This is a genomic window from Lunatimonas salinarum (assembly GCF_017811155.1).
In the GTDB taxonomy this organism is placed as follows: domain Bacteria; phylum Bacteroidota; class Bacteroidia; order Cytophagales; family Cyclobacteriaceae; genus Lunatimonas; species Lunatimonas salinarum.
This window is the reverse complement of sequence record NZ_JACVCV010000017.1, coordinates 44016-70490: the sequence shown is the minus strand read 5'-3', so window position 1 is coordinate 70490 and position 26475 is coordinate 44016. Positions and strand designations below refer to the sequence as shown.

The following is a 26475-nucleotide window of genomic DNA, read 5'->3' as shown; positions in this document are numbered from 1 at the left end:
AACTTTTATAAACTCCGGATTTTTATACTCCGGTAATGCACTTCGTCAGAATGGTCCTGTAGGAGGATATAGCCATCCTCTGCAAGACCAAAGTTTTCGATGTTCTTGTATTTACTGCCGGCCACCAACTGCTTGAATTCCTCCGATCCACGAACGTATTCGAGCACTTTCAGGCCATTGATGAAATGTTCTACCCGATTGTCCGGATGAACCACCACCCGGCCTTTGTTCCACTCTCCAATGGGGCGGACAAAGCGAGCTTGTTTATTGGCGGTAATTAGGTCGTAGAGGGATGCCAATGTGCGGTTTCCGTCTATACCTTGTTTGGCATCGGGGTGTCGTTCATCGTCTAGCACTTGGTATTCCAAGCCCAAAGCGGAACCCACGTCTCCGTCCGATAGGGTGACAAAGTATTTCACACCGCTATTGGCACCTTCCGTCAGTTTGAAGTCAAAGGAAAGATCGAAGGCTTTAAATTTCTCTTCCGTGATGATGTCGCCAGGCCTTGGGTCGCCTTCTTTGGCCGCTTCAATGATCAGAACGCCATCACGAATACTCCAGCCTTGTTCAGGGAATGCTTTTTGCTTCGTTCCCCGCCAACCTTCACTGTTGGTGCCGTTAAACAGCAATCGCCACCCACCTTGTTTTTCGTGTTCGGTTAGTGTATTCGGTACGGTACTTACCACATACATATCCGCTTTCATGGCGGTGGGCTCCAGGTTTTCGGTTTTGATACGAATGTTGCGGAAGTAGGTTTTTCTGCCTGCATTGGCCGCATCACGGATACTGTGCACTTGAAGTCCGATAAATCCGGACTTATCCATTTCGTCTACCAAGTAGGCGACTTCTTGTCCATTTACCCACGTTTTGAGCTCGTTTCCGATAAACTCCACCCGGTATTTGTTGAACTCACCCAGTTTGAAGGCACTTCGTGCCGAAGGGTTTAGGGTAAGTGGGTATAGCCAGTTTCTTCGCGCCTCATCGTAGACTCCTCCCGACCAGGCACGTTCCTGAGGGTCACATTCCACTTGGTATCCGAAGACCCTGCCCTGACCATCTCTTAATTTGGGGTCGTGCTGGCCACGAACCATTACGCCGGAGTTGCTGGATTCATGTTCTACTTTGATTTCCAGTTCCAGAATAAAATCCTCGAATTTCTCCTCGGTTACCAAAAAGGTATTTGGCGTATTGGCAACGGCTGTGCCTACGATCTCACCGTTTTCTACGGTAAATTCTGCTTCCCCGTCCAGTCTGGTCCAACCATTGAGGGTTTTCCCATCGAAGAGGTCTCTCCAACCGTCAGAGGTTTCATTGGTGCCCGATCCACAGGCCGTTAGGATCATTCCAGCCACCAATAGACTAGGGAATAAATGTGTTTTCTTCATCATGCGAATTATTAACGTAATCATTTATAAGGTAAGTAATTGTTCATGTGTCTATATTTGATTCTTAGTGGTCACAACTTGTCGCTGCCTACTTGGACAAAGGTTGCATGTCTCATAGTCGTCCCATTCTGTGTCGGCTACGTCATGCCAGCCAGTCTGGTAGGCAGGCTCGATTTCAATAAATCGATTGGAAATGCCATTGACCGTTTATGCTTCTTGCCTTTTTAAAAAAGATTAGATGGACTCCAATAGCAACTTTTTGGTTGCCTTGATAGCCGCTTCGGCATCCATGGGCATTCCCAGTCCGCCTCCCCATTCAATTCCCACAAACCCTTCAAAGTTGAATGCCGCTACAATATTCATCATGCGCTTGAAGTCGATGGTTGTATCCTGTCCGTGGTGGTCAAATCCCATCGATTTGGCGCTAACTCCCTTGGCGTACGGCATCAGCTCCGCGGTACCGATATAGGGATCGTAGAAATTGCCACCCTCCAGGTCTGTCCGGAAGTTGCCAAAGTCCGGCAGTGTTCCACAATATTCATTCCCTACTTGGCGGATGACGTCCGCTAGCCATCGGCCATTGGAAGAGTATCCTCCGTGATTTTCTACGATGATGCTGATTTGGTTAGCAGCTCCGTATTCCACTAGTTTGGCGAGTCCATCGGCAAAATAGCCCATGGCATCCCGATAACTGGCATCTCCGTAGCCGGAGGCGTTTACCCGAATGGCATGACACCCGAGGTACTTTGCAGCATCTACCCATTTGTGGTGGTTTTGAGCGGCTGCATGACGAATACGCTCCTCCGGGCTGGCAAGCGCACCGTCTTGCCCCCACATGTCCACCATGATGAGCACGTTCCGAACACCTGCACCGTCACTGCGGGACTTGAGCTCCCGCAGGTAACCACTGTCGGTTTCCTTCCCTTTGAAAAAGCTGCTCACGTATTCCACTGCGTGGATATCAAACACTTTTTTAGTGGTTTCGGGAAAATCCAAGTTGGTGATCTTTCCGGAATTTAACCATTCCCGCAGCGACCATTCGGCCAGCGAGATGGTGTAAGGAGATTTCTTGGCAGCACTCGATTCGGCTCGGACGTTGGTCGAAACACTCGAAAATAAGGCCAATCCAAGGCTGGCTTTCAGCGAATCCTTGAAAAATTTTCTTCGTTGGGTCATTGCGCAATATTACGTTTGGTTAATTGAACAGACAAGATAAGAAAGATTCCTTAAATCAACCAAGGATTTCAGGCCCATCTAAAAGTTGGGCGGGTAAGACTACACTCAATAGTTTGCTACCCTGTGGAGGTTGTTCATAGAAAGTGTCCTATCTAATCTCAAATCTGTAGGACCCTAACAATTACCTGTGTTTATAACGAAAAAGGTGGCGTATTTATGCCTAACTTTGTTCCACTTGCCACGGGCTTGGAATTGTTACGGTATTTTTCCATTGCTCTTGCGGAGGATGGTTGGGTTGTTCACCGATGACTCATTTTGGTAGCTGGAAGAAATGCATTTTTCTTTTGGCCGTTATTGGATAGTTGCATGGTAGGATCATTTGATTTTTGGAAATTCTTGGCTGGGATAGGCTTGTTCTTGTGGGGAATGCATCAGTTGGAGCATGCCCTTCGGGAGTTGGTAGGCCGATCTTTTAGGGATTTGCTCCAACGTTTTACCAATAGACCTTGGAAGGGCATCGTGGTGGGAACGGTGATTACAGCCATTCTTCAAAGCAGTTCCTTGGTGACGTTGATGGTATTGGCGTTTTTAGGAGGCGGAATGATAAGTCTGAGCCATTCCTTGGGAGTTGTGCTGGGAGCGAATCTGGGTACTACGTTTACCGCTTGGATCGTGGCGACCTTGGGTTTTAAAGTAAGTGTCGCAGATTTTGCTTTTCCATTTTTGGCAATAGGAACCTTGACTTATTTATTTGTAAACAGCCGGCCGCTTTTACGAAATACCGGGGCATTTTTGGTAGGTTTTGGACTATTGTTCTTGGGGTTGGACTTTATGAAAGTGGCCATTGAGGCCGTGGCACAGCAGATTGATTTGTCGGACTACTTAGGCTTTGGATTGGGGGTGTTTTTGATTTTGGGTATTTTGGTCACGGGGTTGATACAGTCAAGTTCGGCTACGATCGTGATCGTCTTGAGCGCCATTAATGCGCAGGTCATAGATATTCAACATGCCATGGCGATGGTGATCGGGGCAAATATAGGAACCACGTTTACGTTAGTATTGGGTGCCTTAGGTGGGACAGCCGACAAGAAGCGGCTGGCATTGGCGAATTTCATTTTTAAATTCGTTGCAGGTATCCTGACCTTCTTCTTTATCGAAGAGATGGTGTCCATGGCCTTTCATACGTTCAAGGTAGAAGATCCGCTGATGGAATTGGTTCTTTTGAATACGTTGATAAACGTATTTGGAATCGTTATTTTCTACCCTTTTTTGGGGTTAATGGAACGCTGGCTCCGGGGTAAATTTATGCTGGACGAACCTCAAGGGTTTTCCACCTACATCAAAAATGTAAGCACAGAGGTACCCTCTGTAGGGATAATGGCATTGGAAAAGGAGGTAGCCTCGCTATTTAACCGCACCTTGAAATTTGTGAAAAAGCTTATTCTGAAACATCACCTTCCGGGGCGAAATACCTCTGTTTGGAAAAAGATCATCTACCAACCAAAAGATCTACTGGCTGATTATGATAGGCTTAAATCGTTGGAAGACGAACTGACAGGGTATGGCATTGGCTTACAGGAGCAAAACCTCTCTTCGGAGGAGGCGGTTCAGCTCACCCACTTGATGCACGCCACCCGGGAATTGGTTTATGGCGCCAAAGATTTCAAAGACATTGTGCACAATATTCAGCAAATGGAAGGTTCACAGGAGCTGCTCGTCATGGAACTGCACCAAAGCTTAAAGGATAAAATGCACGGGTATGCACAACAGCTCCATGAACTTTCCGAGGAGTATAGCGAACAGGAGCTGCTTAGCTTGTACAGGCAATTGGAGGAAGACCATGAGGCGATGATTGCCGAGCTCTATCATAAGTTACGTCAACAAAAGACGGATGTGTCGATATCAACCCTTTCGAATGTCATTAAGCAGTCTTTTTCGGGCGTAAAGCACTTGTGCAATGCCATAGATAACCGAAAGGGGATGTCAAGTGCCGCTGTTAATGAAAACATCCCGCTTGGATAGGAAGCGGGATGCGGGTTTTGCCTTATTCAAATTTAACACTCAACACCGGAATTTCGGTTTTGTAGAGAACCGTTTCGGTCACGCCTATTTGGTAGCTAGAGCTCGTGGCCCTTACGTTGGACGCGATGGCGATCAGCCCCGATTTTTGGCTTTCGGCAAAGGCGATGATTCCATTTTCGACCTCATGGTGGTTAAATACGTGTTTATGGATGACCAGGTCTTCTTGCCCGGTGGCATATTGCTTCATCTTGGACTCGGCCTGTATGCTGTCTACAAACCCGGAAGGCGTATTTACAAACAGAAAATGGAGCGAAGCACCAAGCATTTTGATCAACGGCTTCATCCGTACGAATGCTGGTTTACTCGCTTCGTTGAATAAGGAGGCGAAGGTCATTTTCTTTATAGCTCTGCCATCTATCGGTTTTTTTACGGCAAGCACCGGACATTCTGCCAGCCGCATGACTTTCTGCATGGTAGAACCTACAAATTTCCCTTCTTCGTATCCGATACCGTAGGCACCAATTACAATGAGGTCGGCAGCTTGTTTTTTGGCGATTTCCACTATAGACTGTGCCGGGATACCGATTTTCACGACTGCTTCCACCGGGTTTTGCGATAGCTTATGATCCAAGATAAATGCCTTGAGTTTGTCTTTTGCCTCTGCCTCGGTGTCCACAATGGCCGGATGCTTCGCCTTTTCACTCTCGGTAAGGTTTTCCCAGTCCAACGTGGTACTCACCACGTTTACGCAGGTAATAGAGGCATCGCCTTTTGCCGCTAATTTGGCGGCATTTTGGAATGCAATTTCAGCATATGGAGAGAAATCAACGGGAACAATGATACGTTTCATAGCTTTTTGGTTTATTTGGTTGCGTTAATTTATTTTTTTCTTCGAGCTAATGGACTTCGAGCCCAATCGCATCGGTCGATATTCAAAGAAACAAAATAATACCCTGAATAAACATGATGAAAATCATTCCAAATAGTGATTAAAATGGTTACCCTGAGCTAAGCGGGGAAAAAATATATTAGCTACCGCGTTCAACGAGGGAATTTAGGGCTTTAACGGCCGAATGCCGTGGCGGGATTTTTGACCAGTAGGAGTTCGCATTCAGATTCGGTGAACCCATTGGCAAGCAGTAAGGGGATGAATTGCTCGGATAGGGTAGTGAAGCCTCTGAAATCCCCCCCGTTTTCTTCTCCCGGCCGGTACCAGCCTGCGTCGTGGGATAGTAGGGTTCTTTCCAACACATCGTGTTTTTTCATGTTTTGAACCAAGGCGAGGTACTCCTTTAAGTTGCCCGGAGCGACACCGTCAAAACTTACCCAAGCACCTCGCTCAGCAGCAGCCACATGCATGGATTTATCCTTTTCGACTTGTGCATGAACCCAAACAAATGCTTTAGCCGGTATACCTGCCTCGCTTAATATAGCTAGTTGCTCAAATGCGGGCGTAGCCGGTCCCGTATGCGACACGATCAATAGGCCAGAGGCCTCATGGGTCTTTACGGCTGCACGTACCAATTTCTCATGGATAGCCGAAAGCGGGCCGGGATTTACACCAATTTTAATGAATCCGGGCTTGATTCCGGTACCGTCTATTCCTTCTTTCCATTCGGTAATCCACCGAGCTGCCAGCTCGTCCGCCGATTCGGTGAAGGCATATGCAGGGAGGTACTTGTTATCCACCGCGCCATAGAGTCCTGTATTGGTGATCAGCTGCACGCCGCTTGCGGCGGACAGTTCCCGAAGTAACACCGGATCTCTGCCCAAAAACGCCGGTGTGCATTCTACCATCGTGTGGATTCCAAGGGCTTTGACTTCCTTCAAAAAGGGGAGCACCCTGTGGATTACCTCCGATCGGTTCCAGCGATCCGGATGGTATTCCTTGGCTCCGATGAAATCAACCAAAAGGTGTTCGTGTATAAGCGTCTTTCCCATTTCACCGACCTGTAGCGGGCCATCCACGGTCTCCACAACGCTGGATTGATGGGGAGATAGGTGCGCCGACCAACAGGCCAAGAGGAAACTTAGGAATGGAAATAGTTGCACGATTTGGTTACTTTTTTGGCCAATGATAGGCAGCGAGGGCTGCTCCGATTATACCGGCGTCATTGCGTTTTTCCGCAACAAGAATGGGGACGTCAACGGTAATCTGATTTTCAAACAATTCCAGTTTTTTACTGGCGCCCCCTCCTAAGATAAACAAATCGGGGGAAAGAATCCGGTTGGTGTGCTTTAGAAATTTATTGAAACGTTTGCCCCAGGCTTTGTAGGTGAGGTTTTCGTTTTTTCTTGCGGAATCTGCGGCGTAGTATTCGATGATCTCGCCATTTTTATAAAACACCCTTCCCAATTCAAAATTGGGGATCAACTTGCCATCGTAAAAAACCCCCGTGCCCAACCCCGTGCCGATGGTAACGGTGATGACCAAGCCGTTTTTTCCCTTACCGGCACCGTAGGTCATCTCTGCCAATCCGGCGGCATCGGCATCATTGATGACGGTCACAGGAAGGCCGGTCTTTTCGGAAAAGAGGGCATCTACTTGGGTGCCTACCCAGCTCTTGTGGATATTACTCTTTGTGACCGACATGCCATTGTTTACCACGGTTGGGAATCCACACCCTATCGGGCCTGTCCATTGAAAGTGGTCTACCAGTTTTTTTACGGCTTCGGCGACATTTTCCGGTTTGGCAGGCTTGGGAGTGGGTACCCGAAACCTTTCTGCGGTGAGTTCTCCTGTCTCAATATTTACCGGAGCGCCTTTGATTCCCGAACCGCCAATGTCTATTCCTAATATCTCCATACCCTTTCTTTCCTTGTGCTTTTCGATCACAGGCACTTGATTTGATTATTTGTATACTAAGGTAATAAATAAATTCATCCCGTAGCGCTCTAGGAATGCGAATCTTTCGAATAAGATAGATGGGGCGATTCCCGAAAATAGTACCAGTACCGTTAATTTATCAAAAAAGGCGTGATTTTTGAGCGAAAAATAACTAAGATTACAGACAGAAGGTCAGTTTATCCAGCGTATAGGCTGCCCATAGCCGCTGCTAATTCAAGCAGTTTGAACCCAAAAACTTAACTAAAAATGAATAAAAACAGACGAGATTTTCTAAAAACAGCTTCTCTCATGTCGCTTTCGGGACTGCTTGCCACCGATGGGCTGTTTGCCAACGGGATGAAAGCAAAACCTAAATCGATAGGGCTTCAACTCTATTCACTTCGGGAAGACATCAAAGGAAATGTTCAGGGTGTCCTTGAATCGGTTGCTTCTATTGGTTTCAAGAAACTCGAAGCGGCCAATTATGACAACGGAACCATCTACGGCATGGCCCCAAGTGCTTTTAAAGACACCGTGAGTAGTTTGGGCATGGAGATGAGAAGTGCGCACGTAGGGGGACCCAGAGGCTATTCCAAAGAGACGCATAACGAAGCCATGGATTGGTGGAAAAAGGCAGCCGATGACCACGCAGAGGCAGGTGCCACGTATTTGATTAAACCTTCCATGCCTATTCCCAAAACCCTCGATGAATTACAGGTATGGTGTGATTATTACAATCAGATCGGAGAAGTTACCGGCGATAGGGGGTTGATGTTTGGATTTCACAATCATTCCCGTGAGTTTGAAAAGATAGAAGGACAGATCATGTTCGACTATATGCTTGACCATACCGATCCCAATTTATTTTGTATGGAATTGGACGTATACTGGTGTCAGGAGGGAGGGTATAATCCGGTAGACTACCTCAAAAAATATAAGGGACGGTTTCCGCTCCTACACATCAAAGATGAAAAGGAAATCGGACAAAGTGGAAAGATGGATTTCAAAGCTATCTTCAAAGCTGCCTATGCACAAGGAATGAAGGATTATTTTGTGGAGGTAGAGCGATATAATCATCCGCCCATGGAGAGTGTGCGGCAGAGCCATGATTATTTGGCCCAGGCTAACTTTGTGAAGTAGTTCGGTTAGCTTTCTCCAGTTGATCAAAAAAAAAGGCACCTTTGTTTATCAGAGGTGCCTTTTTTAGCTATTTGATTTCTTCCCGTCCGTCAGCATGGATGGCAAAACGTCCACGCTCCCTGGGGTGGGTATGCTCCTCGCTGGGCCAAGGCCAGCCGCCAAACTGGGTTCGCTGAAATTCATAGATAGCCTGCTGGATTTCTTGGTGACTATTCATCACGAAGGGACCATGCTGAACCACCTGCTCATTCAACGGTTTACCCTGAAGGAAGATAAAATGAGCCGTCTTGGTACCGTTTCGGATCGTTGTGGCCGCTTCCGGGGCTAAGTCTAGCGAATGTCTGGCGGGGATTCGTTTGCCATCCACTGTTACGGATTCGCCTGAGTAAAAGAAGAGGGTTCGGTTTATTTCTGTGGAACTCTCGGGAAGCGTAAATTCGGCACCTGCATCCATATGCACATGCCAAATCTGCACATCATTAGTGGGATCGGCAGCCCATGAGTCCGGTGCCGGGGCGGGTCCTTCTTGGTTATCAAACCGGCCGCTTATAACCTTGATGTAGGTAGCCCTACCAGAACTGTCGCGTTTCGTAACTACGGGGATGGTTTCGTTCCACATCATTTTGAAGTGGGCCGGCACTTGTTTGCTTTTTTGGGGTAAGTTTAGCCAGATCTGGAATAGTAGCAGTTCGTTTTCGGTGTCTTCTTTGAGTAATGGAAACATCTCGGAATGCATCACACCCCGACCGGCGGTCATCCACTGCACGTCCCCCTCACCAAAGCGACCAGCCGCACCCAAGGAATCCGAGTGGTCTACCAATCCTTTCTCAACGATGGTAACGGTTTCAAATCCTTTATGAGGATGGGAGGGAAATCCAGGGACTTTGGATCCGTGGTACATATTCCATCCGTCTTTTCCCTGAAAATCACGGCCAATCTGGCGCCCTTCCAGTGATGCGGCGGGGGCCATATGGCCGTTTCCTTGGGGGAAGATATCGTGGTGATAGGCACAAAACAAAAAGGGATCTTGGGTTACCCATTGGGACCCTAGCTGTCGTATCGTTTTTATACTCGTCATAGCAGGCAAAAGGTTAATTAATGTATATACATATAATAACCAAGTAGCTAATTTTAAGTTCCCTAGCGTGGAAAAAAAGTAAGCCTAGTTTACCCCTGTAAATTTGGAAAGGTATCTGCGATACACCACCTTACCCTGAAACAAGATGTCTGTAAAGGCATTGTAATTTTGCACGCCGTCGATTTTATCGGAAAGCGACATCAGCATACCACCTTCCAGTGAAATGTCCGAGTATAGGTCTAATCTATAACTGACACCACCTCTAACGGGAATATACACGGCGGGTCTAACCTTATTTTCCATGTACGTGCCTTCGTTTTTCAACATGGTTTCGCTGCTAATGGCCATCAAAAAGCCCAATCCTGCTCCCGCGTACAGGTTTACGCTATTTCGATAGGTGTGTCCCTCCTGCTTGAACAAGCTAAAGGTGGGCATGATGTCGGCGAAGATAATATTCGAAGTAGATTCGATGGCCTGATTTGCATCAGCCCATTCGTTAATGATCGAGCTGTTATAATAGGAAGCCTCCCGGCTTTTGTAGAATTGGTACCCTACCGTGGCACGTATATCCAATATGGGCTTGATACTTCGGCCGTAGCTGACAGAGAAGGCTGGACGTACATTGAAATCCAATCGTCCTAGTGCTCCGCCGTTATCGGCATAGACAAAAGAAGGGCCAAATCCTGCCTGCAGGTAATTTTCACGGGGTACCTTTTCTTTGTAAAAACTTTGCGCCTCGGCATTCATGCCGAAAAAAGCAAGAAATAGAATGGCCAATGCCATACCGATTAGCCTTTGATGTAAATTGGGACGTAGATTAGAAAGAGATGTCATTGATAGATTCAACATGTGTTTTGGTATTATTAACGGTGAGAACTTTCTTTTCTGATAAATTCATCGCTAACTTTCAGGCGAAATTATCTTGTTTTGTTTACAATTTTTATAATTTTAAGATTTTATTTTAAATCTATATAACAGCCAAATGAAAGGAATTATTTTAGCGGGAGGCTCAGGCACCCGTCTTTACCCGCTTACTATCGCGGTTAGTAAGCAATTGATGCCGGTCTATGATAAGCCGATGATCTACTATCCGCTTTCGGTATTAATGATGTCATTTATTCAGGACATCCTCATCATCTCTACACCGGAGGACATCGGTTCGTTTCAACGTTTGCTCGGTGATGGGTCACAAGTTGGATGCCGGTTTTCCTATGCGGTACAACCAAAGCCAGAGGGGCTAGCACAGGCGTTTATCATTGGTGAGGAGTTCATCGGAGATGACAAAGTCGCATTGATTCTCGGGGACAACATTTTTTATGGAACAGGCCTGCAGCCTACGTTGATCAAGCATACCGATCCGGATGGCGGTGTGGTATTTGCCTACCACGTAAATGATCCCGAGCGCTATGGCGTGGTGGAGTTTGACAAGGATCAAAAGGTGATCAGTATAGAGGAGAAGCCCGATAACCCAAAGTCGAACTACGCAGTTCCTGGCTTGTATTTTTACGACAACAGTGTGGTTGAAATAGCCAAGAATATCAAACCCAGTGTGAGAGGCGAGTTGGAAATTACCGACGTGAATAACGTTTATCTAAAAAGCGGAAAGCTAAATGTTGGGATTTTGAACAGGGGAACGGCCTGGCTGGATACAGGTACCCATCAGTCGCTGCTGCAGGCCGGGCAATTTGTTGAGGTTATAGAGGAACGACAGGGCCTTAAAATTGGCTGTATAGAGGAAATTGCTTATCGCAGTGGCTACATCAACGACGAACAGCTGTTAAAGCAGGCGGAGCGACTTGGTAAGAGTGGTTATGGCACGTATCTGAAGGGGCTAATAGGCACCCTGTAGGGTTTTTCGGACCAACTTCGTTTTTGTCGATTGAATTCATGGTTTAGTCTTTTCAAGCGGGCATTTGAACTACTAATTTTATCTACAGGGCGGTTTTTGCGTACTTTTACATAACAGTAAACACTGATAACTTTTCCATTACGATTATGAAATCAAACAGCTTTATATTACTGCTACTCGTCATGGTGGCCGTGCTAGGTTCCTGTGATATGCGTGAGGCCATCGACAATCCCCCGACAAATGAAATCAGGGACGGCTACTTAGGCCTTAATGTGCCAAGTGGATTTGACTTCGCAACGACGAAACAAGTAGATCTTACTATTTCCGCTAAAGGAATCGATGGATTGGCCATTCCGCAAGTTGTATACCGGATTTATGACGGCAATCCCAACCGGGAAGGGAAGCTAATGCAGCAGATTCGGTTAAATGAGCACGGAACCGCCCTAACTTCTCTCGAAATTCCAGGCCATATCAGCGAATTATGGCTTGTGAGTGATTACATCGGCGTAGAACCAATTGCAGTGGTACCGGCTACCGGACGGCAGGTTTCCTACTCGTTTGATGCCGCAAAGCCAAGCATTCTTCCCGAATCGTTTTATGAGACGGATGAATCTGTCAATGCTAGGGTGGCAACAGCGGATGACCTGGGAACACTTGGCACCTGGGGCGCACAAGGAAAGCCAGAGTACCTGGAATCGCCCGACAAAATTTCTGTACAACTGTTAAAAAATGTCAATGCCAGCTTACCAGAAAGAGCCGATGTAAGGGTACACAGTCCAGAGTTTCTAAATCAAAAATATTCCAGGGAATTGCACCTAGATGAAGACGCGGAGGTATGGATTACTTACGTGCATACCGGTGCAGGATACCGGAATGTGATCGGTTATTATTGGTACAAAGATGGCGAAAAACCCGAGACAGCGGCAGAAATCAAGAACCGAACCGTAATCTATCCGAATATACAGCAAGGTGTACTTACCTCAGGGGACAAGGTAAAACTTAGGGGTCCGATGAACGGAGCTTTCGAAAAAGGGACCAAAATTGGTTGGTTTTTGATCGCCGATGGATGGAGAGGAAGCGCGATTACCACCGGACGCTGGACGCTATATGCCGATCCTGATTTGAACAGTTCGGTGAAAGAAGCCCAATTGAGAGATCATATGGTGTTTTTGTACGATGCCACAGACCGAGTGTTGTTGATGGGCTGGGAGGATATCAAGCGCGATGAAAGTGGATGCGATCATGATTTCAATGATGTGGTATTCTATGCCTCTTGGAATCCGATCACCAGTGTGGATTTATCGGATTATGCTAAAATTGACGCGGATATCAAGGATAGGGACGGTGATGGGGTTTCTGATGAAACCGACGAGTATCCAGATGACGCGTCCCGTGCTTTTAATAATTATTCACCGGGGCAGGCTACGTTTGGAACCTTGCTTTTCGAAGACCTTTGGCCTAGTTATGGGGACTATGATTTAAATGACCTAGTGGTAGATTATCAGGTAAATGAAGTGTCCGATGCTCAAAACCTCATCAAGGAAATTAATTTCACGACCGTGATCCGGGCTACCGGGGCAGCGTTTAACAATGGGTTTGGCGTAGAATTGCCCGTACCTGCCGATAGAGTAGAATCGGTAAAGGGCTATCGGCATACGGCCGGGTATGTCAAAACGCTTCAAAATGGAGTAGAGGATGGTCAGCGTCTTACCACGGTGATAGTAGCCGATGATGTGAACCGAAATCTACCGGTCATGTCCAATGTATACCCAGAAAACCCAATCCATTCATTGGATACCATTCGTATCACCATCGTTTTTGACGAGGGGGTACGAAAATCAGACTTGGGTTCGGCCCCTTACAATCCGTTTATGATTGTCAAGCAGGATAGATCCAGAGAGGTACACTTAATGAACAAGAAGCCTACGGATCTGATGGACGTTTCGCTGCTCGGTTCGGGTGATGACGAGTCTGAACAAAGTCTAAACCGCTTTTTCGTCAGTAAGCGAGGCTTTAACTGGGCCCTTCATGTACCCAATAGCATAGGCTATGCCTCCGAAAAGGTGGATTTCACAAAAGCGTATTTGCGCTTCGGCGATTGGGTGAAATCCGGGGGGCAGCAACATGCCGACTGGTATCTAGATATTGGTAACCAAATTGACAAAGGATCTCTTTTTTAGCCCTTAACCAGTAATCCTAAAGTAAGAGGGCTTTTCCGCAAGGCGGGGAAGCCCTTTTTGCATTTCAGCCCTAACGCATTACCGGATGGGTTGGGGAAATACAGCGAGGCTTTCACAGCCGCTTTCCCCTACACTCTGCACGGCAAAGAAGTAATTGTCTTTGGAATAGGGAAGCCGAATAGACCTCTCGGAGGTGTAAAATTTCTTTTCCCACATCGCTGCGCTCGTTTCCCGCATCAATACATAATAGCCGGTGGCTGTGCCATTTTCCGGGGCGTTCCATTTAAGGAGCGTATGATTGATGTTTTCTATTGCCACCGCTTTTGGGCTTAGGTCGAGGGAAACGTTCTGTGGTATGGAAGGTGCCGAGGCCAGGTTTGCCAGCACGGCTACATTGACTGCGGTATTTTTTCGCAGGTATTCATAGTCAATATGCGTTGCTACGTCTCCGTACTTAGCTCCCCCTTCGGTACGAAGGTCTTGGTGTTGTTGGTAGTAGTTTTCATTGTATTCGCATAAGCGGATGGCGGTAAAACCCTGCCGGGAAAAGGGGGTGTGGTCTCCGCCTCGCATAAACCGATCATTTCGATAGACGAGCTTTATCTCCAATTGATCGACATAACGTTCCCCCACGTCTTTGATATAGCGGGCAAGCTGACGGGATTTGCTGTCATTTTCTCCATTTGTCGCTTTTCGGATGGCTTCCATCTGTTCAGTTTCTACCATGGGGATCCCTTCTGAAAATACCCGTAGCCGGGTATTGTCCCGTATTTCGGTTCCGTTGGAGGCACTGTTGCCGATCATGTCGTTGTTGAGCATAGCCACCAGATTCCAATTTTCTGCCTTTGCTTTTTTGGCTAGGTAATCCGCACCTAGGAGGCCTTGTTCCTCACCCGATACCAAGGCAAATACGATGGTGGCGGAAAAGGACTTTTGGCTTAATATTCTCGCCATCTCCAATACAGCCACCACCCCAGACCCGTCATCGTTGGCACCGGGAGAGTCGCTGTTTCTATTCATCACATCCGAGACGCGGGTGTCAATGTGCGCGCTCACCAGAAAGACCCGGTCGTCGGTCGGATCGCTGCCTTTTATAGTGGCCATGACGTTACCGGTACGGATATCCCTATCCACCCTGCGGCCATCGGCCTTTTCTGTGTAATAGTCAATTTCAGCGCAAAGCCTGCCGTCGGAATTTTCTGCAAACTGCCGAAATAATCCCAATGTATACTGTCTGGCAGCCTCAATACCGCGGTTTGGCTGGTCATCGCTGAGTGTATGTCGGGTGCCAAAGCTCACGAGGCTTTCCATGTAATTTTTTAGGTTGGAAACATTCACCTGATCAACCATCTCGGCGATTTCCGTACTTCGAGTGACGGTGGGTACCTGCGATTGCGCCCAAAAGGGCAAAAGAACCATTAAGAAAAGCATTGGTTTTTTCATGGTGTATATCGGCTAGTTGCGGAACAAAACCTTAGTGATTACCCAAAAGTAATGCCTTTGGGAGCTAAAAAGGAACGGTTTGTCAAATAATTCCGATTTTCACCTGAAGCAGGCAAATAAGGGTGTTAAAGGCAACACCACAACGCTGGGAGCTCTTGGCGTTTTTTTAACGGCCAACCCCCTGTTTGCAATGCCGCCTTTTGTTGGATTTTCGACTACCAACCGGGATTTTGTTCCAGGTTTGGATTCAACTGTATCTGATCTAACGGAACCGGAAACAAGTAGTTTCGTTGGCTCCATTGACGTAGATTGCCGGGGTCAGCAATTAGAAACCCCGCTGCGTTTAGCATGATATCAACACCCGGCGTCAATGCATTATTTGGAGGAGTGGATTCTTGCTCGGTTCCCAAGTATTTTACCCCCAGCAAATCTACCGGCAGGTGCGTTTCTGCCTCTTTCCACCGCCTTAAATCGTTTAATCTAAACCCTTCAAAGGCCAACTCGACTGTTCTTTCTCTTCGAATCTCTTCGAGCATGTCCAAGTTGTGACTACTTACCAGTGCATTTGTAAGGTGGGAGATGCCTACCCGGTCTCTCAGACGGTTGACGGTTCTGTTAAGATCGGCATCCGAGATGCTTCCATCCCGTTCATAAAGTGCTTCGGCCAGATTGAGAAGGACTTCTGCGTATCGAAATTCCATAAAATTGTAAAAACTCTGGCCCAATTGACTGGTTTGATTGGTAGACAGGTATTTTCGCATCATGTACCCCGTGCTGTAGTTTTCATTGCTGGAGCCGATGGGCGGATTGATCGTCAGGTCGCTTCCAATCCAATGGAAGCTTGAACCCGGCATAAATACCGTATTGGAAAATCTTGGATCCCGGTTTTGAAATTCAGCGTCTTTTTGCCCATATCCTTCAAATAGCGGTGAAATTTCGATAGGTAGTCCATCGGTACATAGATACAGATCTACCAGTTGTTTGGATGGGGAATTGATCCCCGAGTAAACCCACCTAGTTGTATTGTGGAACACGTTTAGGTTTTGATTAAAGCGTCGGGCAAGTATGGATTCCTGGCTGTCTTCGCCGGCCTCTAAGAAAAGGTTATAGTAGCTCTCCAGCGGTCCATCAGCAGTATACAGCTCGTATTCATTTGAAGAGATAATATTTTCGGCGGCTTCAATCGCACTTGATAAATAGGGGGTTGGATCCCCGGTGCTATGGTATTTTGCCCATGTCCCTTCAAATAGGGCTACTCTGGATTTCAGTGCCAGGGCAGCCCCTCTGCTTACCCTGCCTTTTTCGCCGGCCGAAATCTGACTTTCCAACGGAAGGTTTTCGATGGCCCAGTCCAGGTCTGAGAGGATAAAGTTTACCACTTCGGACCTGGGTGACCTAGGGGCATCTAACTCTTCCGAATCAATGTCTATGACACCGGTGATGAGTGGGACATTTCCAAATCTGGAAACTAGGTTAAAATAGGCGCGTGCACGGAAAAACCGGGCTTCAGCCGCATAGCGGGCGGTCTCATCCTGAATATCCAATGCAATCTCTTGGTTCTCGATCAACCTGGAGGTGGCCCGAACCATTTGGTAACTTCCATTCCAGCTGCCATCGCCTTGGGGTACTATCCAACTGCCATTGCTGATTGGGTTAGGAGAGTAGCCGACGGCAATATCCGAATCCTGATCTAAGAGGCCGTTGGCGTGTCCTGCGAGACTTGGGTAAAATGCGTTGGCCGCATTTTCGAAGTCCTTGGTGACCTTCCAAAAAGATCCATCTGAAATGGTATCCAGCGGGACCAGGTCTAAATCCTTTGTGCATCCTGCCAAAAGAAGAATAAATGCGACTATTGGTGTATATCGTTTCATCATTGGTTTCTTTTATATAATTAGAAATCTACTGTTAGACCGAGTGAATATCTTTTGGTAAACGGATAAAAGTTAGCGCTTCCGTTGGTGTTTTCGGGGTCATAGCCTCCATCTAACGCATCTATGGTGAATAAGTCCTCCCCGCTGAAAAACAATCTTATTCTGTCTACTCCGATTTTATCCGAAGCAAGGCTTGGTATAGTGTATCCTAAAGTAATGTTTTTTACCCGCATGTAGGCGCCGTTGATGCGTGTGTTTTGTGAGGTTTGAAAGTTCCAATAGCGTTGTCCACCTTTGGTTACTCGTGGATACTTGGCGTCCGGTCGCTCGGGAGACCACGTATTGTTGTAAAATCGACGGAGGGGTTGCCACCAGGGCTGCTCAAAAGGTAGCCTCCATTGATCGGTATAGAAAATGGTTCTTTCTGCAACACCCTGTAAGAACACGCTGAAATCAAATCCTTTGAACGACAGGTCCGTTCTGAATCCATAAGAATACCTTGGGGCATTGTCACCGTAGGATATAATATCCGCATCATCACCGTTTGCATCCAGCACAGAAATGATGCCGTCGCCATTCAAGTCTCTGTACCTTGCATCGCCCACTTGCAAATCAGCAGGAACACCCTCAAGTTGGCGGTAGGCCTGCAGTTCCTCCTCATTTTGCATTACTCCGTCGTATACATAACCAAAGTAAGTATTCAATGGATATCCTTCGCGGATGCCGTTTAGACCAAGGCCTACTGCATTCCTGCCATCTAAGTCGACCAGGGTATTCTGCGCATCGCTTAGCATGCCGGTTATGGCATAAGTGAATCCAGATCGGGTGGTATTGGTGTAGTTTAAGGTGAGCTCAAACCCCCTCGTTTCCAAAGAACCTATGTTCAATGCAGGAGCACTACCCCCAAGGACCGCAGGCAAGTTTACCCCAAGTAGCATGTCGTTATTTCGCTTGGTGAACAGGTCAAACTGTCCAGAAAGCTTCGAATTGAACAGGGCAAAGTCAATTCCAAAATTGGTCGTTTCAAGGTTTTCCCAAGTTCTCTGTGATGAGACAAGCCTCCGCTCCGAGGCAGCTTGCACCAGCGAGGTGCCTGCACCGAATGGATAATTCAAATTGTAAATATCAACCAACGGAATATAGTCGTATAAATTTCCCGTATTTAGGTTTTGGTTACCGGTAACTCCTCGGCTAAAGCGTAATTTCAAGTTGTCGAAAATGCCCAGGTTGTTGATAAAGGTTTCCTCTGAAAGGCGCCAGGCAAAGGCGGCACCTAGAAAGTCTCCCCATCTCTTCTCCGGTGAAAATACGGATGTTCCGTCTCTTCTGTAGTTAAATTCAGCTATATACTTTCCATCAAATATATAGGTAGCTCGCCCAAAAAGCGATCGGATAGCCCAATGGCTTCGGTTTTCACCAACTCGCGCTTCATCCGGATCCCCAAGACCCAATGTCGTGATAGCTGTTTGGCTAAAATCAAAAACGCTTGCATTAAACCCGCCAAACTCACTTTGTTCATGGCTGCTACCTGCCATGAAGTCAATGTTGTGCTTGCCAAAAATTTTGGAATAAGTTATATAGCCGGTGGTGTTTAAATAGTCGTTTTCCCAGAAACCTCTTCCGGCACTGTTTCGATTGATTCCGAATCCTGCAGGAGTATCATTGTAATTCCATAAGGGGATGATGTTGGTAAAGGAGCTGCTATTCCCCGTTGCCCGGTTGGTAGCAACCTGACCGTTTAGGTAGAAGTTGTCAAATAATTCGTATTGGCCTGTGATATTGACGCGAAATTCTTCGTCCAGCGATTTGCTAAGTCCCACCTCTTTGTCTAAAAATTGCCTGGGATTTTGAAATCCCCATTGGGTCAGGTATTGTCCGGATTCCGTACGCTCCGGTAGCCAAAGGTAGATTCTGTTCAATTGATCCAAGACCGTGCCGGATCCGATGGCTGGAGAATTTCGTTTTAAATTTGAATAGCTGATAATGGCGTCTACCTTGAACCTATCGGTGATGTCAAATCCGTAATTTAATCTCATGTTGATCCGTTGGGCATTGTCGTGGGCATTCTTGAAAATACCCTTTGTATCCACATATCCGAAGGATGCATTGTACCTAGAAGATTCTCCCCCTCCGGCGATACTGATATTGTGCAGTTGCTGGAGGCCTTGTCCAAATATGAGATTATCCCAATTAGGATTTTGATAGTTTAGAATGTTGACATTGTCGGCCAGGTATTCGGGTGCGGCCCCCGCATCTATCTTATTGTGAACATCCTGAATAGTGTTATTACCAATCTCAGGATAGAAAAATGTACCGTTGGCATTCGCATTCACGCTAGCTTCCCACTCCATTTCTACCCACTCCTTTACGCTAAGGCGCTCCAACAGATTCGAGGGGGTGTTGATGCTCATATTATTGGAATAGGTCACTTTAAGCGCCTGTGCATTTTTACCGGATTTAGAGGTGATCAGCACAACACCTCCTGCGGCTCTCGCTCCGTATATGGATGCGGCGGCATCTTTCAAGATACTTATCGATGCAATGTCATTGGGATTGATCTGGTTGATATCTCCTTCGACACCGTCTATGAGTATTAAAGGAGAATTTCCACCATTAATAGAGGTTAGTCCCCGAATATTGAGCCCATATCCTTCCTGACCGGGTTGCCCACTATTCCTGGTAATGGTGAGACCGGCTATGGCACCCTGCAAGCCATTTGCCAGGTTGGTTATAGGGCGGTCTTCCAGTATTTCGCCGGATATTTGTTTCACAGCACCTGCCAAGGTGCTTTTGTCCCTATTTCCATACCCGAGCACGACTACTTCCTCCAATCCCGCGGTGTTTTCCATCATTACTACCTTAAAGATGCTCCGGTTCCCTACATAAATCTCTTGTGACTCGAATCCTATATAGTGGACCACCAGGGTAGCGTTCTGGTCACTGACATTGATGGAAAATTTTCCATCTACGTCACTTTGGGTTCCATTGGAAGTCCCCTTTTCTACAATGCTTGCTCCCGGAAGAGGCATGTCGTTTTCATCTACGATTTCACCCCGGACCGTTACAGGTAACACTGCCTGCCACTCCCAATCGGGAACCCCGTTAATTCCGAATTCATATCTCAGAAATTCGTCAGGTGGAAGGTTGGTTGACGTCTCGGCAGTCGCCTTGGTGAGACCCAAGAGGATGATCAAAGCGAGCATCTTCGTTCTTAGACTTGTGATAGGGAACAGCTTAACTGATTTTTTCCCTAGGATCATTGTTTTTCTCCTATTCATGGCTTGGTTTTTTGATTCATTTCTTTTTTTGATGGTTTTAAAGCAGTTTTTATCCAAAGCAGGCATTCTACCCAAAGGACTAACAGCTGCAGGAAAGCGCTAGAACCTTGGGGGGTAGATGAAAATCACGCTACAGAATAGCGAGCCGCATCCTGTTGGAATTGAGAGTATTAAATTATAGGTCTTTGCTCGGTGTATCTACTAGTTTGATTTCCGATTATGATAGGATTTTTGCATACATTCCGTTATTCGAAAAAAATGAGGTATAATCAGTGGCCTTAATGCAGTGAAGCACCAATAATTTGAATGTAAGAACGCATAAAAGTTCGAGGGGTGCGATTCGGTGTTGGGGTATTCTAAATAAGAATTACCAGATGTGATAGGGGACCGTGTGCCCCTACTACCAGATGTTGTTCAATGTCTCCCGTTTTGGAGGGGCCTGCTATAAAAGTGCCAAAACCTGTTGGGAGCTGGTTCAGCATGCGGTAAGCATGATGCATGGTGGGTACGATTTTCGCTTTTGGCAAAATAAAAATGCCGTTTTCTACGATGAAGGGGAGTATCCTTAGGCCATTTATATTTTTGTCTTCCAGCCATATTGCTCCATTCTCAGCTACTCCCAGCTCAACCCTAACGATCGCAGTTTTTATTTTGGCCAGATTTTTTGGCGATTCACCAGCTACTGTATTTACATTGAGATCGGCGAATCCAGCACAATCGACAAAGGGGTTTCCATTGATTTCCCGACTGATTAATTCACCAATTTCCGCCTCGTTTTCCAATATGATCGATTTTCCACCATTTTCATCGAGGGCTGTCCGAAAGCGTTGAACGACGTCCTGATTGTTGTCCTCGAGAAATGGGGAGAGGTCAATGTTGGCATTCAGGTTTGGCTTGTTCTTCCGAACTTTATCCAAAATGGTCTTCCTACTAGTAGTCATTTATCTATATTTCTTTATCCATTCCTTAAAGCTCTGTTGGGGTATATCTGGCAACTCTCGGTGCCTACTCCAGGCATTTGTGACGATATGTATGAGTGACGTCGGAAGTATTCGTGCGATTTTTCTGGTTACAGAGCCGAAGAACCGGTATAATGTTGGATTTCTAAAAATCCACCCATTTGACTTCATAGCCATTTTTTTAACCATTTCGGGGTGGTTTTTCATGATCAACTGCCTCCACTTATAGAGCTGTGAATGGATGTCTATTTTCACAGGACAGACGTCTGTGCAGGACCCGCATAGGGTAGAAGCGAAGGGTAGCGACGAATACTTGGCCATGTCTTTATTGGGTTCCAGAATGGCTCCAATCGGTCCGGGAATCGTGCTTCCATAGCTGTGTCCACCACTACGGCGGTACACCGGACAGGTATTCATGCATGCCCCGCACCGTATGCACTTCAGGGAGTTTCTAAAATCATCACTTTTCAGCTGGTCAGCTCGTCCATTGTCCAAGATCACGACGTGCATTTCCTGTCCTTCCCGAGGTTTAAAAAAATGGGAGGAATAGGAAGTGATGGATTGGCCATTGGCACTTCTGGCCAATATCCGTAAAAAGACGCCTAAATGTTCGTTTTTCGGAATCAATTTTTCAATCCCCATACAGGCTATGTGCAGGGGGGCCAAGTGCACACCCATATCCGCATTTCCTTCGTTGGTGCAGACTACAAAACCACCTGATTCTGCGATTGCGAAATTTACCCCGGTGATGGCAGCACCTGCGTGCATAAATCGCTTCCTTAGATCATCACGCGCTGCTTTCACTAAGATTTCCGGATTACCGTGTGAAGGAGGTGTACCCATGGTCTGTTGAAAAAGTACATCCACCTCTTCCATCTTTTTATGGATCGCGGGAGCGGTAATGTGGCTTGGACTTTCCTTGGCTAGTTGGATAATACGTTCACCTAGGTCTGTATCTACTATTTCAAATCCGTGTTCCTCCAGGTAAGGGTTCAAATGGCACTCTTCCGTCAACATGGATTTGCTTTTGACAAGTTTTTTGACGTGGTGCCTTTCCAGTATTTCTTTGACAATCAAGTTATGCTCGCTTGCATCAACGGCCCAGTGTACGTGAATTCCGTTGGCTTCGGCAGCTTTTTCAAATTGGGTGAGATATTTGTCCAAGTGGTTCAGCACATCCATTTTGATGTTTGATGCGGTATCCCTTAGTGCTTGCCATTGGGAAATCGGATGAACGCCCTTATCCCTGTTTTTGCGTAGATGCCAAATGGCCTTGTCGTGCCAGTTGACATGGGCTTCATCACGGTTAAATGCCTCAGCGGCTTTTGCATGGTCTAACATGAGCTATTCAGGATTTCTGCAATGTGTTTGATTGCTATGGGTAGCTTATTTCGTCTTATAATGCCTTCTAAATGCATCAGGCAGGACATATCGGTACTGGTGATGACTTCCACATCGTGATCTAAAAAATCGTTTATCCTATCTTTTCCCATTTTGACCGAAATGGCTTGTTCCAAAACTGCAAATGTCCCCCCAAAGCCGCAGCATTCATCTCTTCTGGTAGTAGATGCGAGCTCTATCCCTTTTACTTTTTGTAGTATTTCTTCTACGATCGATCGGGGCATGTCTGACAACTCCGTGCAGGTTCCTAATCTCAATCCCCTCAGTCCATGGCAGCTGTGATGTACCCCAACCTTTTTGGGATAAATTGCCCCCAATTCCGGGTTTCCGAGTATGTTGAAAATAAAATCGCAAAGCTCATAGGTTTTGCTTCGAACCTGCCTGGCCAGATAGTCCTGAGGAATGATGTCAAAATGATTTCGAACATGGTAAACACAGCTTCCGGACGGAGAAACCACGTAATCATAATCTTTGAAGTTTTTTAAAAACAACTTATAGGTGTCTTTTGAGTATTCCTCAAACCCTGTATTGGCCATGGGCTGACCGCAGCAAGTTTGCTCCGGAGGGTAGTACACGTCGATACCCAATTTTTCCAAAAGCTCCAAAGTAGCTACAGCTACCTGAGGATAAAATTGGTCCATATAACACGGTATGAAAAGGGCTACTTTCAAATGGGTTGCTTTAATTGATGATACTTTTTATGGAAGTTTCCCAGCACTGGACAGATAGCATTTTTCTACCACAACCATCGTGTGGATGGCATCTTCTACTGAGTTGATGTACTGGAAGGACGAATCTTCCAGCTTGCACATGAGCCCGGTCATCGGGCCAATAAAGGCATCCGGAAACCATGAACCCTTACAGGGATGGGATTGCCAGCCCTGATCGTCGTCAAGAGAAATGTACTCAAAGGCATCGGGCAAACCCTTTGGATAGTTTAAGTTGAGCCCTGCGGTGATCTTGATTGCACCACGGGTACCTTCAAATTTGAAAAAGGATTCCTGGTGCTTGGTTCCGAAGTCATGGCCATGATTGGTATTGATGTTTGCTCTGATGTATTCTCCGTAGTCCAATATGATGGAAGACCTGGTATTGGCCAACCGAGGCATGTTTGGGTGTTTCGTAGTCTTTGCCATCACCCTATTTGGGTTGCCCAAAAAATACCTGATCATGTCTATGTAGTGGATGCTGTTGTAGAGGATTTCCATTCGGGGAATGTCAAACAGAAAATCCCATAGGTGCCAAGGAGTCAGGGTATTTACCCGCACATCAATATCGTGCAAATCACCTATAGTCCCTTGGTCTATGAGCTGCTTGGCCATCAGGATGTACGGCGCATGGCGCAACTGAAAATTGATTCCGGCTATCAACCCATTTTTTCGGCATAGCTGTAAAATTTCCTGTGCCTCGCCTATGGTTTCCCCCATAGGTTTCTGAATCAGCACGCCGGATCCGTGAGGTAGTTTTTCAAGTACGTTAATGATAGTAGATGCAGGAAGCGCAATATCATAGACGCATTGGTTTTCTAGACCCAAACGAAGCAAGTCGTCCAATGAAGTGCACACATTCGGTATATTATACTGGGTTGCCAACTTTCCCGCTTTTTCGGGAAGCCTGTCATAAATACCCAAAACCTCAAATCCCGCTTTGCGATACGCCGGGAGATGGGCATCTGCCACAATTCCGCCAGCGCCTATGATTACAATGGGCTTTTTGTTCTTTGGGAGTACCGGAGCTTGATTGAAATCCATTTTCGTTACATCGTTTTTTAAGATTGTAGAAATGCGTGTCTTTTAGTCGTGGTGGAACACTTCCTCCATACTGGCCCACCATTCGCCGTCAGTGCGGGTAGAAAGGGGTTCTTGGCAGGGATCCGTCAGTTTCCACCAGGCCTGTGTCACGGAGTCTTGGGCCATCTCGGCCATATCTGCTTCGAAATCATTGCCTGTGTATTCGAAATAGCTAAAGAGGTACCCATCTTTGTAGTAGATGGAATAATTGCGGATGTTGCTTTTTGTAATTTGTGCAAGGACGCCCGGCCAAGGATCTGCATGCAGTTCTTTGTATTCGGCTAATTTTTCCGGTTTTACTTTAATCACAGATCCATATCGTTTGAATGTCAACGTATCTGCTGATCGTGGTTCCTCTGAAATGGATTTCGGTTCATCTGGCGCACAAGCAAGTAAGAAAATCATTGAGTAGCACGCTGCTGCAAATTGTATCGTTTTCGTTACGTTCATGTGATTTATCCAATTGTTGTGTATATCAATATCAATAATAGCATAAGTACTATGGTAAGTAGGATCGGGGTGTTCCGCTTTTCCAGTGGCTCCTTTTTTAGGATAGCGAAGGGACTTTCTAGGGTATAGTTGCTGATGTTTGGATAATCTGGGGCCGGAGTAGCTAGGCTGACAGCGAAGTAAATCACTGAACAGGCTACAAATAACCACCATGCTTGCATCATAAAAGATATGCCCATGCCTTCTGTGATCATTTTTGCGTCTCCAAAAACCGGAAAATCAACCAAGAAGGCAAAAAGACCCAGGAGAAAGCCTCCTGCAAAGGTGGCCAAGGCACCTTGGTGGTTACCTCGTCTCCAAAATATCCCCCAAATGAATACGGTGGTTATGGGTGGGGAAATAACAGTCAACAAAACATTTATGGCTTCAAATATACTGTTGAATCGTGCAATGAGTGGTGACCAGGAAATCGCAATGACCATGACAATCACCGCGGTGACCCTTCCGATAAGGATTTGTTTGCTTTCGGAGATATCAGGATGATTCACCTTGGCAATATCAATGGAAACCAGCGTTCCTGCACTATTCAGTGCTGCGGCAATGGTACTCATGAGTGCTGCCAAGAGTGCCGCGGCCATTAACCCTTTCAGCCCAACCGGCAGCAGATGGGTTATCAGTACCGGAAAAGTATCGTTGGGATCGGTGATGACGTCGCGGAACAGTACATATCCCAATACTCCAGGTAATATAAACAGAAAGATCGGGAGGACTTTGATAAAGGCAGCGAATAGCGGTCCAATTTTAGCATCTTGAAGGCTTTCTGCCCCAAGTACACGCTGCACGATAGTTTGATCGGCGCACCAGTACCATATTCCAATCACCGGATATCCCAAAAATAATGCCTGCCAAGTTAGTCCAGAGGGATTCGATTTGGTAGGGATAAGGTTCAATTGCTCTGGTTTGGCGGCATTTACCAGTTCGCTCCAGCTAGTAATGCCGTGTGCAGGCAGCGCCCATACCCCGAATAAGCTGAGGGTAATAGCTCCTGCAATTAGAATGACGGTTTGGATGGTCTCTGTGATAACCACGGACTGCAACCCTCCCACTACGGTGTAGATGGTAGTGATGAGAGAAATGGTCAGGATAGAGGCATATACATTCAATCCAAAAAAGTGCTCGAAAACCACGGCACCAGCATACAAACTGACCCCAATATGCATAAACAAAGCACCCAACAACGCCAGCACGGCCATGAAACTCCGAACGGTTGCGTTGTACCTTTTCTCCAGAAATTCCGGAAGCGTGGCTATTTTGTTTTTGAAATAGAAGGGCGCAAAAATCAAGCTCAACATGATTAAGGTCACAATAGCGAGCAGTTCAAAATTTCCCCAAACCAATCCATCCCGAAAGCCAGAGGCGGCTAGACCGACCAAATGGACGGTAGAGATGTTTGAAGCAAATAACGCCGCCCCGATGACCGGCCACTTTAGGGTGCGACCCGCCAGAAAATAACCATCAGCCCCGTTATTATTACTTCGGGATACCCAAACTCCAATAACGAGTATAGCTATCAAATAGACCGCTATGATCGAAATATCGATGGTACTTATACTGGTCATAGGTTAC

General features: G+C 46.6%; 20 protein-coding genes. 4 read left to right on the top strand and 16 right to left on the bottom strand.

Translation table 11 applies throughout. From position 1 onward, the window contains the following. Positions 1–5: 5 nt before the first annotated feature. Both IAQ59_RS17965 and IAQ59_RS17960 read right to left on the bottom strand, forming a co-directional pair. Entirely contained in the window at positions 6–1385 is a 1380-nt protein-coding gene (locus tag IAQ59_RS17965) for a 3-keto-disaccharide hydrolase (protein WP_209332254.1), read from the bottom strand. Between the two features lie 234 nt (positions 1386–1619). Further along, complete coding sequence (locus IAQ59_RS17960; RefSeq protein ID WP_209332230.1) at positions 1620–2561, bottom strand: sugar phosphate isomerase/epimerase family protein; 942 nt, start codon at positions 2559–2561, stop codon at positions 1620–1622. Positions 2562–2927: 366 nt separating this feature from the next. Between IAQ59_RS17960 and IAQ59_RS17955 the strand changes: the two genes are divergently transcribed. Further along, positions 2928–4583, top strand: coding sequence for a Na/Pi cotransporter family protein (locus tag IAQ59_RS17955; protein ID WP_209332229.1), 1656 nt, complete (start codon positions 2928–2930; stop codon positions 4581–4583). 22 nt (positions 4584–4605) lie between these two features. On the opposite strand, the gene IAQ59_RS17950 is transcribed toward IAQ59_RS17955, so the two are convergent. The 3 genes from IAQ59_RS17950 to ppgK all read right to left on the bottom strand — a co-directional run bounded on the left by IAQ59_RS17950 (position 4606) and on the right by ppgK (position 7419). Beyond that, positions 4606–5433, bottom strand: coding sequence for a universal stress protein (locus IAQ59_RS17950; protein WP_209332228.1), 828 nt, complete (start codon positions 5431–5433; stop codon positions 4606–4608). Positions 5434–5645: 212 nt separating this feature from the next. Next, positions 5646–6635, bottom strand: a complete 990-nt coding sequence (locus IAQ59_RS17945) for a phosphotriesterase family protein (protein WP_342450728.1) — start codon at positions 6633–6635, stop codon at positions 5646–5648. Between the two features lie 7 nt (positions 6636–6642). Then, positions 6643–7419 carry a polyphosphate--glucose phosphotransferase gene (gene ppgK / locus IAQ59_RS17940; protein WP_342450727.1) on the bottom strand — a complete coding sequence of 259 codons (777 nt, stop codon included), beginning with the start codon at positions 7417–7419 and terminating at the stop codon, positions 6643–6645. 258 nt (positions 7420–7677) lie between these two features. Here ppgK and IAQ59_RS17935 point away from each other — a divergent pair, with 258 nt between their 5' ends. Beyond that, entirely contained in the window at positions 7678–8550 is an 873-nt protein-coding gene (locus IAQ59_RS17935; protein ID WP_209332227.1) for a sugar phosphate isomerase/epimerase family protein, read from the top strand. A gap of 67 nt (positions 8551–8617) precedes the next feature. Here IAQ59_RS17935 and IAQ59_RS17930 read toward each other — a convergent pair whose 3' ends face one another. Further along, positions 8618–9628 carry a pirin family protein gene (locus IAQ59_RS17930; protein WP_209332226.1) on the bottom strand — a complete coding sequence of 337 codons (1011 nt, stop codon included), beginning with the start codon at positions 9626–9628 and terminating at the stop codon, positions 8618–8620. A gap of 84 nt (positions 9629–9712) precedes the next feature. After that, the gene (locus IAQ59_RS17925; protein ID WP_209332225.1) at positions 9713–10477 is read right to left on the bottom strand and encodes a hypothetical protein; all 765 of its coding nucleotides are present in this window, start codon (positions 10475–10477) and stop codon (positions 9713–9715) included. A 133-nt stretch (positions 10478–10610) separates the two neighbouring features. Here IAQ59_RS17925 and rfbA point away from each other — a divergent pair, with 133 nt between their 5' ends. Beyond that, positions 10611–11477 carry a glucose-1-phosphate thymidylyltransferase RfbA gene (gene rfbA, locus IAQ59_RS17920; protein WP_209332224.1) on the top strand — a complete coding sequence of 289 codons (867 nt, stop codon included), beginning with the start codon at positions 10611–10613 and terminating at the stop codon, positions 11475–11477. Positions 11478–11623: 146 nt separating this feature from the next. Then, complete coding sequence (locus IAQ59_RS17915; protein ID WP_209332223.1) at positions 11624–13657, top strand: LruC domain-containing protein; 2034 nt, start codon at positions 11624–11626, stop codon at positions 13655–13657. 78 nt (positions 13658–13735) lie between these two features. Here IAQ59_RS17915 and IAQ59_RS17910 read toward each other — a convergent pair whose 3' ends face one another. The 9 genes from IAQ59_RS17910 to IAQ59_RS17870 all read right to left on the bottom strand — a co-directional run bounded on the left by IAQ59_RS17910 (position 13736) and on the right by IAQ59_RS17870 (position 26468). Continuing rightward, complete coding sequence (locus IAQ59_RS17910; RefSeq protein ID WP_209332222.1) at positions 13736–15100, bottom strand: M20/M25/M40 family metallo-hydrolase; 1365 nt, start codon at positions 15098–15100, stop codon at positions 13736–13738. A 215-nt stretch (positions 15101–15315) separates the two neighbouring features. Further along, complete coding sequence (locus tag IAQ59_RS17905) at positions 15316–16974, bottom strand: RagB/SusD family nutrient uptake outer membrane protein (RefSeq protein ID WP_209332221.1); 1659 nt, start codon at positions 16972–16974, stop codon at positions 15316–15318. Positions 16975–16991: 17 nt separating this feature from the next. Further along, entirely contained in the window at positions 16992–20249 is a 3258-nt protein-coding gene (locus IAQ59_RS17900; protein WP_209332220.1) for a SusC/RagA family TonB-linked outer membrane protein, read from the bottom strand. 356 nt (positions 20250–20605) lie between these two features. Further along, the gene (locus IAQ59_RS17895; RefSeq protein ID WP_209332219.1) at positions 20606–21190 is read right to left on the bottom strand and encodes a LutC/YkgG family protein; all 585 of its coding nucleotides are present in this window, start codon (positions 21188–21190) and stop codon (positions 20606–20608) included. Next, positions 21191–22549 carry a lactate utilization protein B gene (locus IAQ59_RS17890; RefSeq protein WP_209332218.1) on the bottom strand — a complete coding sequence of 453 codons (1359 nt, stop codon included), beginning with the start codon at positions 22547–22549 and terminating at the stop codon, positions 21191–21193. Continuing rightward, positions 22543–23280, bottom strand: a complete 738-nt coding sequence (locus IAQ59_RS17885) for a (Fe-S)-binding protein (protein ID WP_209332217.1) — start codon at positions 23278–23280, stop codon at positions 22543–22545. Before IAQ59_RS17885 ends, IAQ59_RS17890 begins: the two co-directional genes overlap by 7 nt. Positions 23281–23307: 27 nt before the next feature. Continuing rightward, the gene (locus IAQ59_RS17880) at positions 23308–24360 is read right to left on the bottom strand and encodes a Gfo/Idh/MocA family protein (RefSeq protein ID WP_209332216.1); all 1053 of its coding nucleotides are present in this window, start codon (positions 24358–24360) and stop codon (positions 23308–23310) included. A 42-nt stretch (positions 24361–24402) separates the two neighbouring features. Continuing rightward, complete coding sequence (locus IAQ59_RS17875; protein WP_209332215.1) at positions 24403–24849, bottom strand: L-rhamnose mutarotase; 447 nt, start codon at positions 24847–24849, stop codon at positions 24403–24405. A 5-nt stretch (positions 24850–24854) separates the two neighbouring features. Further along, positions 24855–26468, bottom strand: coding sequence for a sodium:solute symporter family transporter (locus tag IAQ59_RS17870; RefSeq protein WP_209332214.1), 1614 nt, complete (start codon positions 26466–26468; stop codon positions 24855–24857). Positions 26469–26475: the final 7 nt, after the last annotated feature.

Coding starts and splice junctions, on each gene's coding strand:
- IAQ59_RS17965 (WP_209332254.1), bottom strand. CDS start 1,385: ATGAAGAAAACACATTTATTCCCTAGTCTATTGGTGGCTGGAATGATC.
- IAQ59_RS17960 (WP_209332230.1), bottom strand. CDS start 2,561: ATGACCCAACGAAGAAAATTTTTCAAGGATTCGCTGAAAGCCAGCCTT.
- IAQ59_RS17955 (WP_209332229.1), top strand. CDS start 2,928: ATGGTAGGATCATTTGATTTTTGGAAATTCTTGGCTGGGATAGGCTTG.
- IAQ59_RS17950 (WP_209332228.1), bottom strand. CDS start 5,433: ATGAAACGTATCATTGTTCCCGTTGATTTCTCTCCATATGCTGAAATT.
- IAQ59_RS17935 (WP_209332227.1), top strand. CDS start 7,678: ATGAATAAAAACAGACGAGATTTTCTAAAAACAGCTTCTCTCATGTCG.
- IAQ59_RS17930 (WP_209332226.1), bottom strand. CDS start 9,628: ATGACGAGTATAAAAACGATACGACAGCTAGGGTCCCAATGGGTAACC.
- IAQ59_RS17925 (WP_209332225.1), bottom strand. CDS start 10,477: ATGTTGAATCTATCAATGACATCTCTTTCTAATCTACGTCCCAATTTA.
- rfbA (WP_209332224.1), top strand. CDS start 10,611: ATGAAAGGAATTATTTTAGCGGGAGGCTCAGGCACCCGTCTTTACCCG.
- IAQ59_RS17915 (WP_209332223.1), top strand. CDS start 11,624: ATGAAATCAAACAGCTTTATATTACTGCTACTCGTCATGGTGGCCGTG.
- IAQ59_RS17910 (WP_209332222.1), bottom strand. CDS start 15,100: ATGAAAAAACCAATGCTTTTCTTAATGGTTCTTTTGCCCTTTTGGGCG.
- IAQ59_RS17905 (WP_209332221.1), bottom strand. CDS start 16,974: ATGATGAAACGATATACACCAATAGTCGCATTTATTCTTCTTTTGGCA.
- IAQ59_RS17900 (WP_209332220.1), bottom strand. CDS start 20,249: ATGAATAGGAGAAAAACAATGATCCTAGGGAAAAAATCAGTTAAGCTG.
- IAQ59_RS17895 (WP_209332219.1), bottom strand. CDS start 21,190: ATGACTACTAGTAGGAAGACCATTTTGGATAAAGTTCGGAAGAACAAG.
- IAQ59_RS17890 (WP_209332218.1), bottom strand. CDS start 22,549: ATGTTAGACCATGCAAAAGCCGCTGAGGCATTTAACCGTGATGAAGCC.
- IAQ59_RS17880 (WP_209332216.1), bottom strand. CDS start 24,360: ATGGATTTCAATCAAGCTCCGGTACTCCCAAAGAACAAAAAGCCCATT.
- IAQ59_RS17875 (WP_209332215.1), bottom strand. CDS start 24,849: ATGAACGTAACGAAAACGATACAATTTGCAGCAGCGTGCTACTCAATG.
- IAQ59_RS17870 (WP_209332214.1), bottom strand. CDS start 26,468: ATGACCAGTATAAGTACCATCGATATTTCGATCATAGCGGTCTATTTG.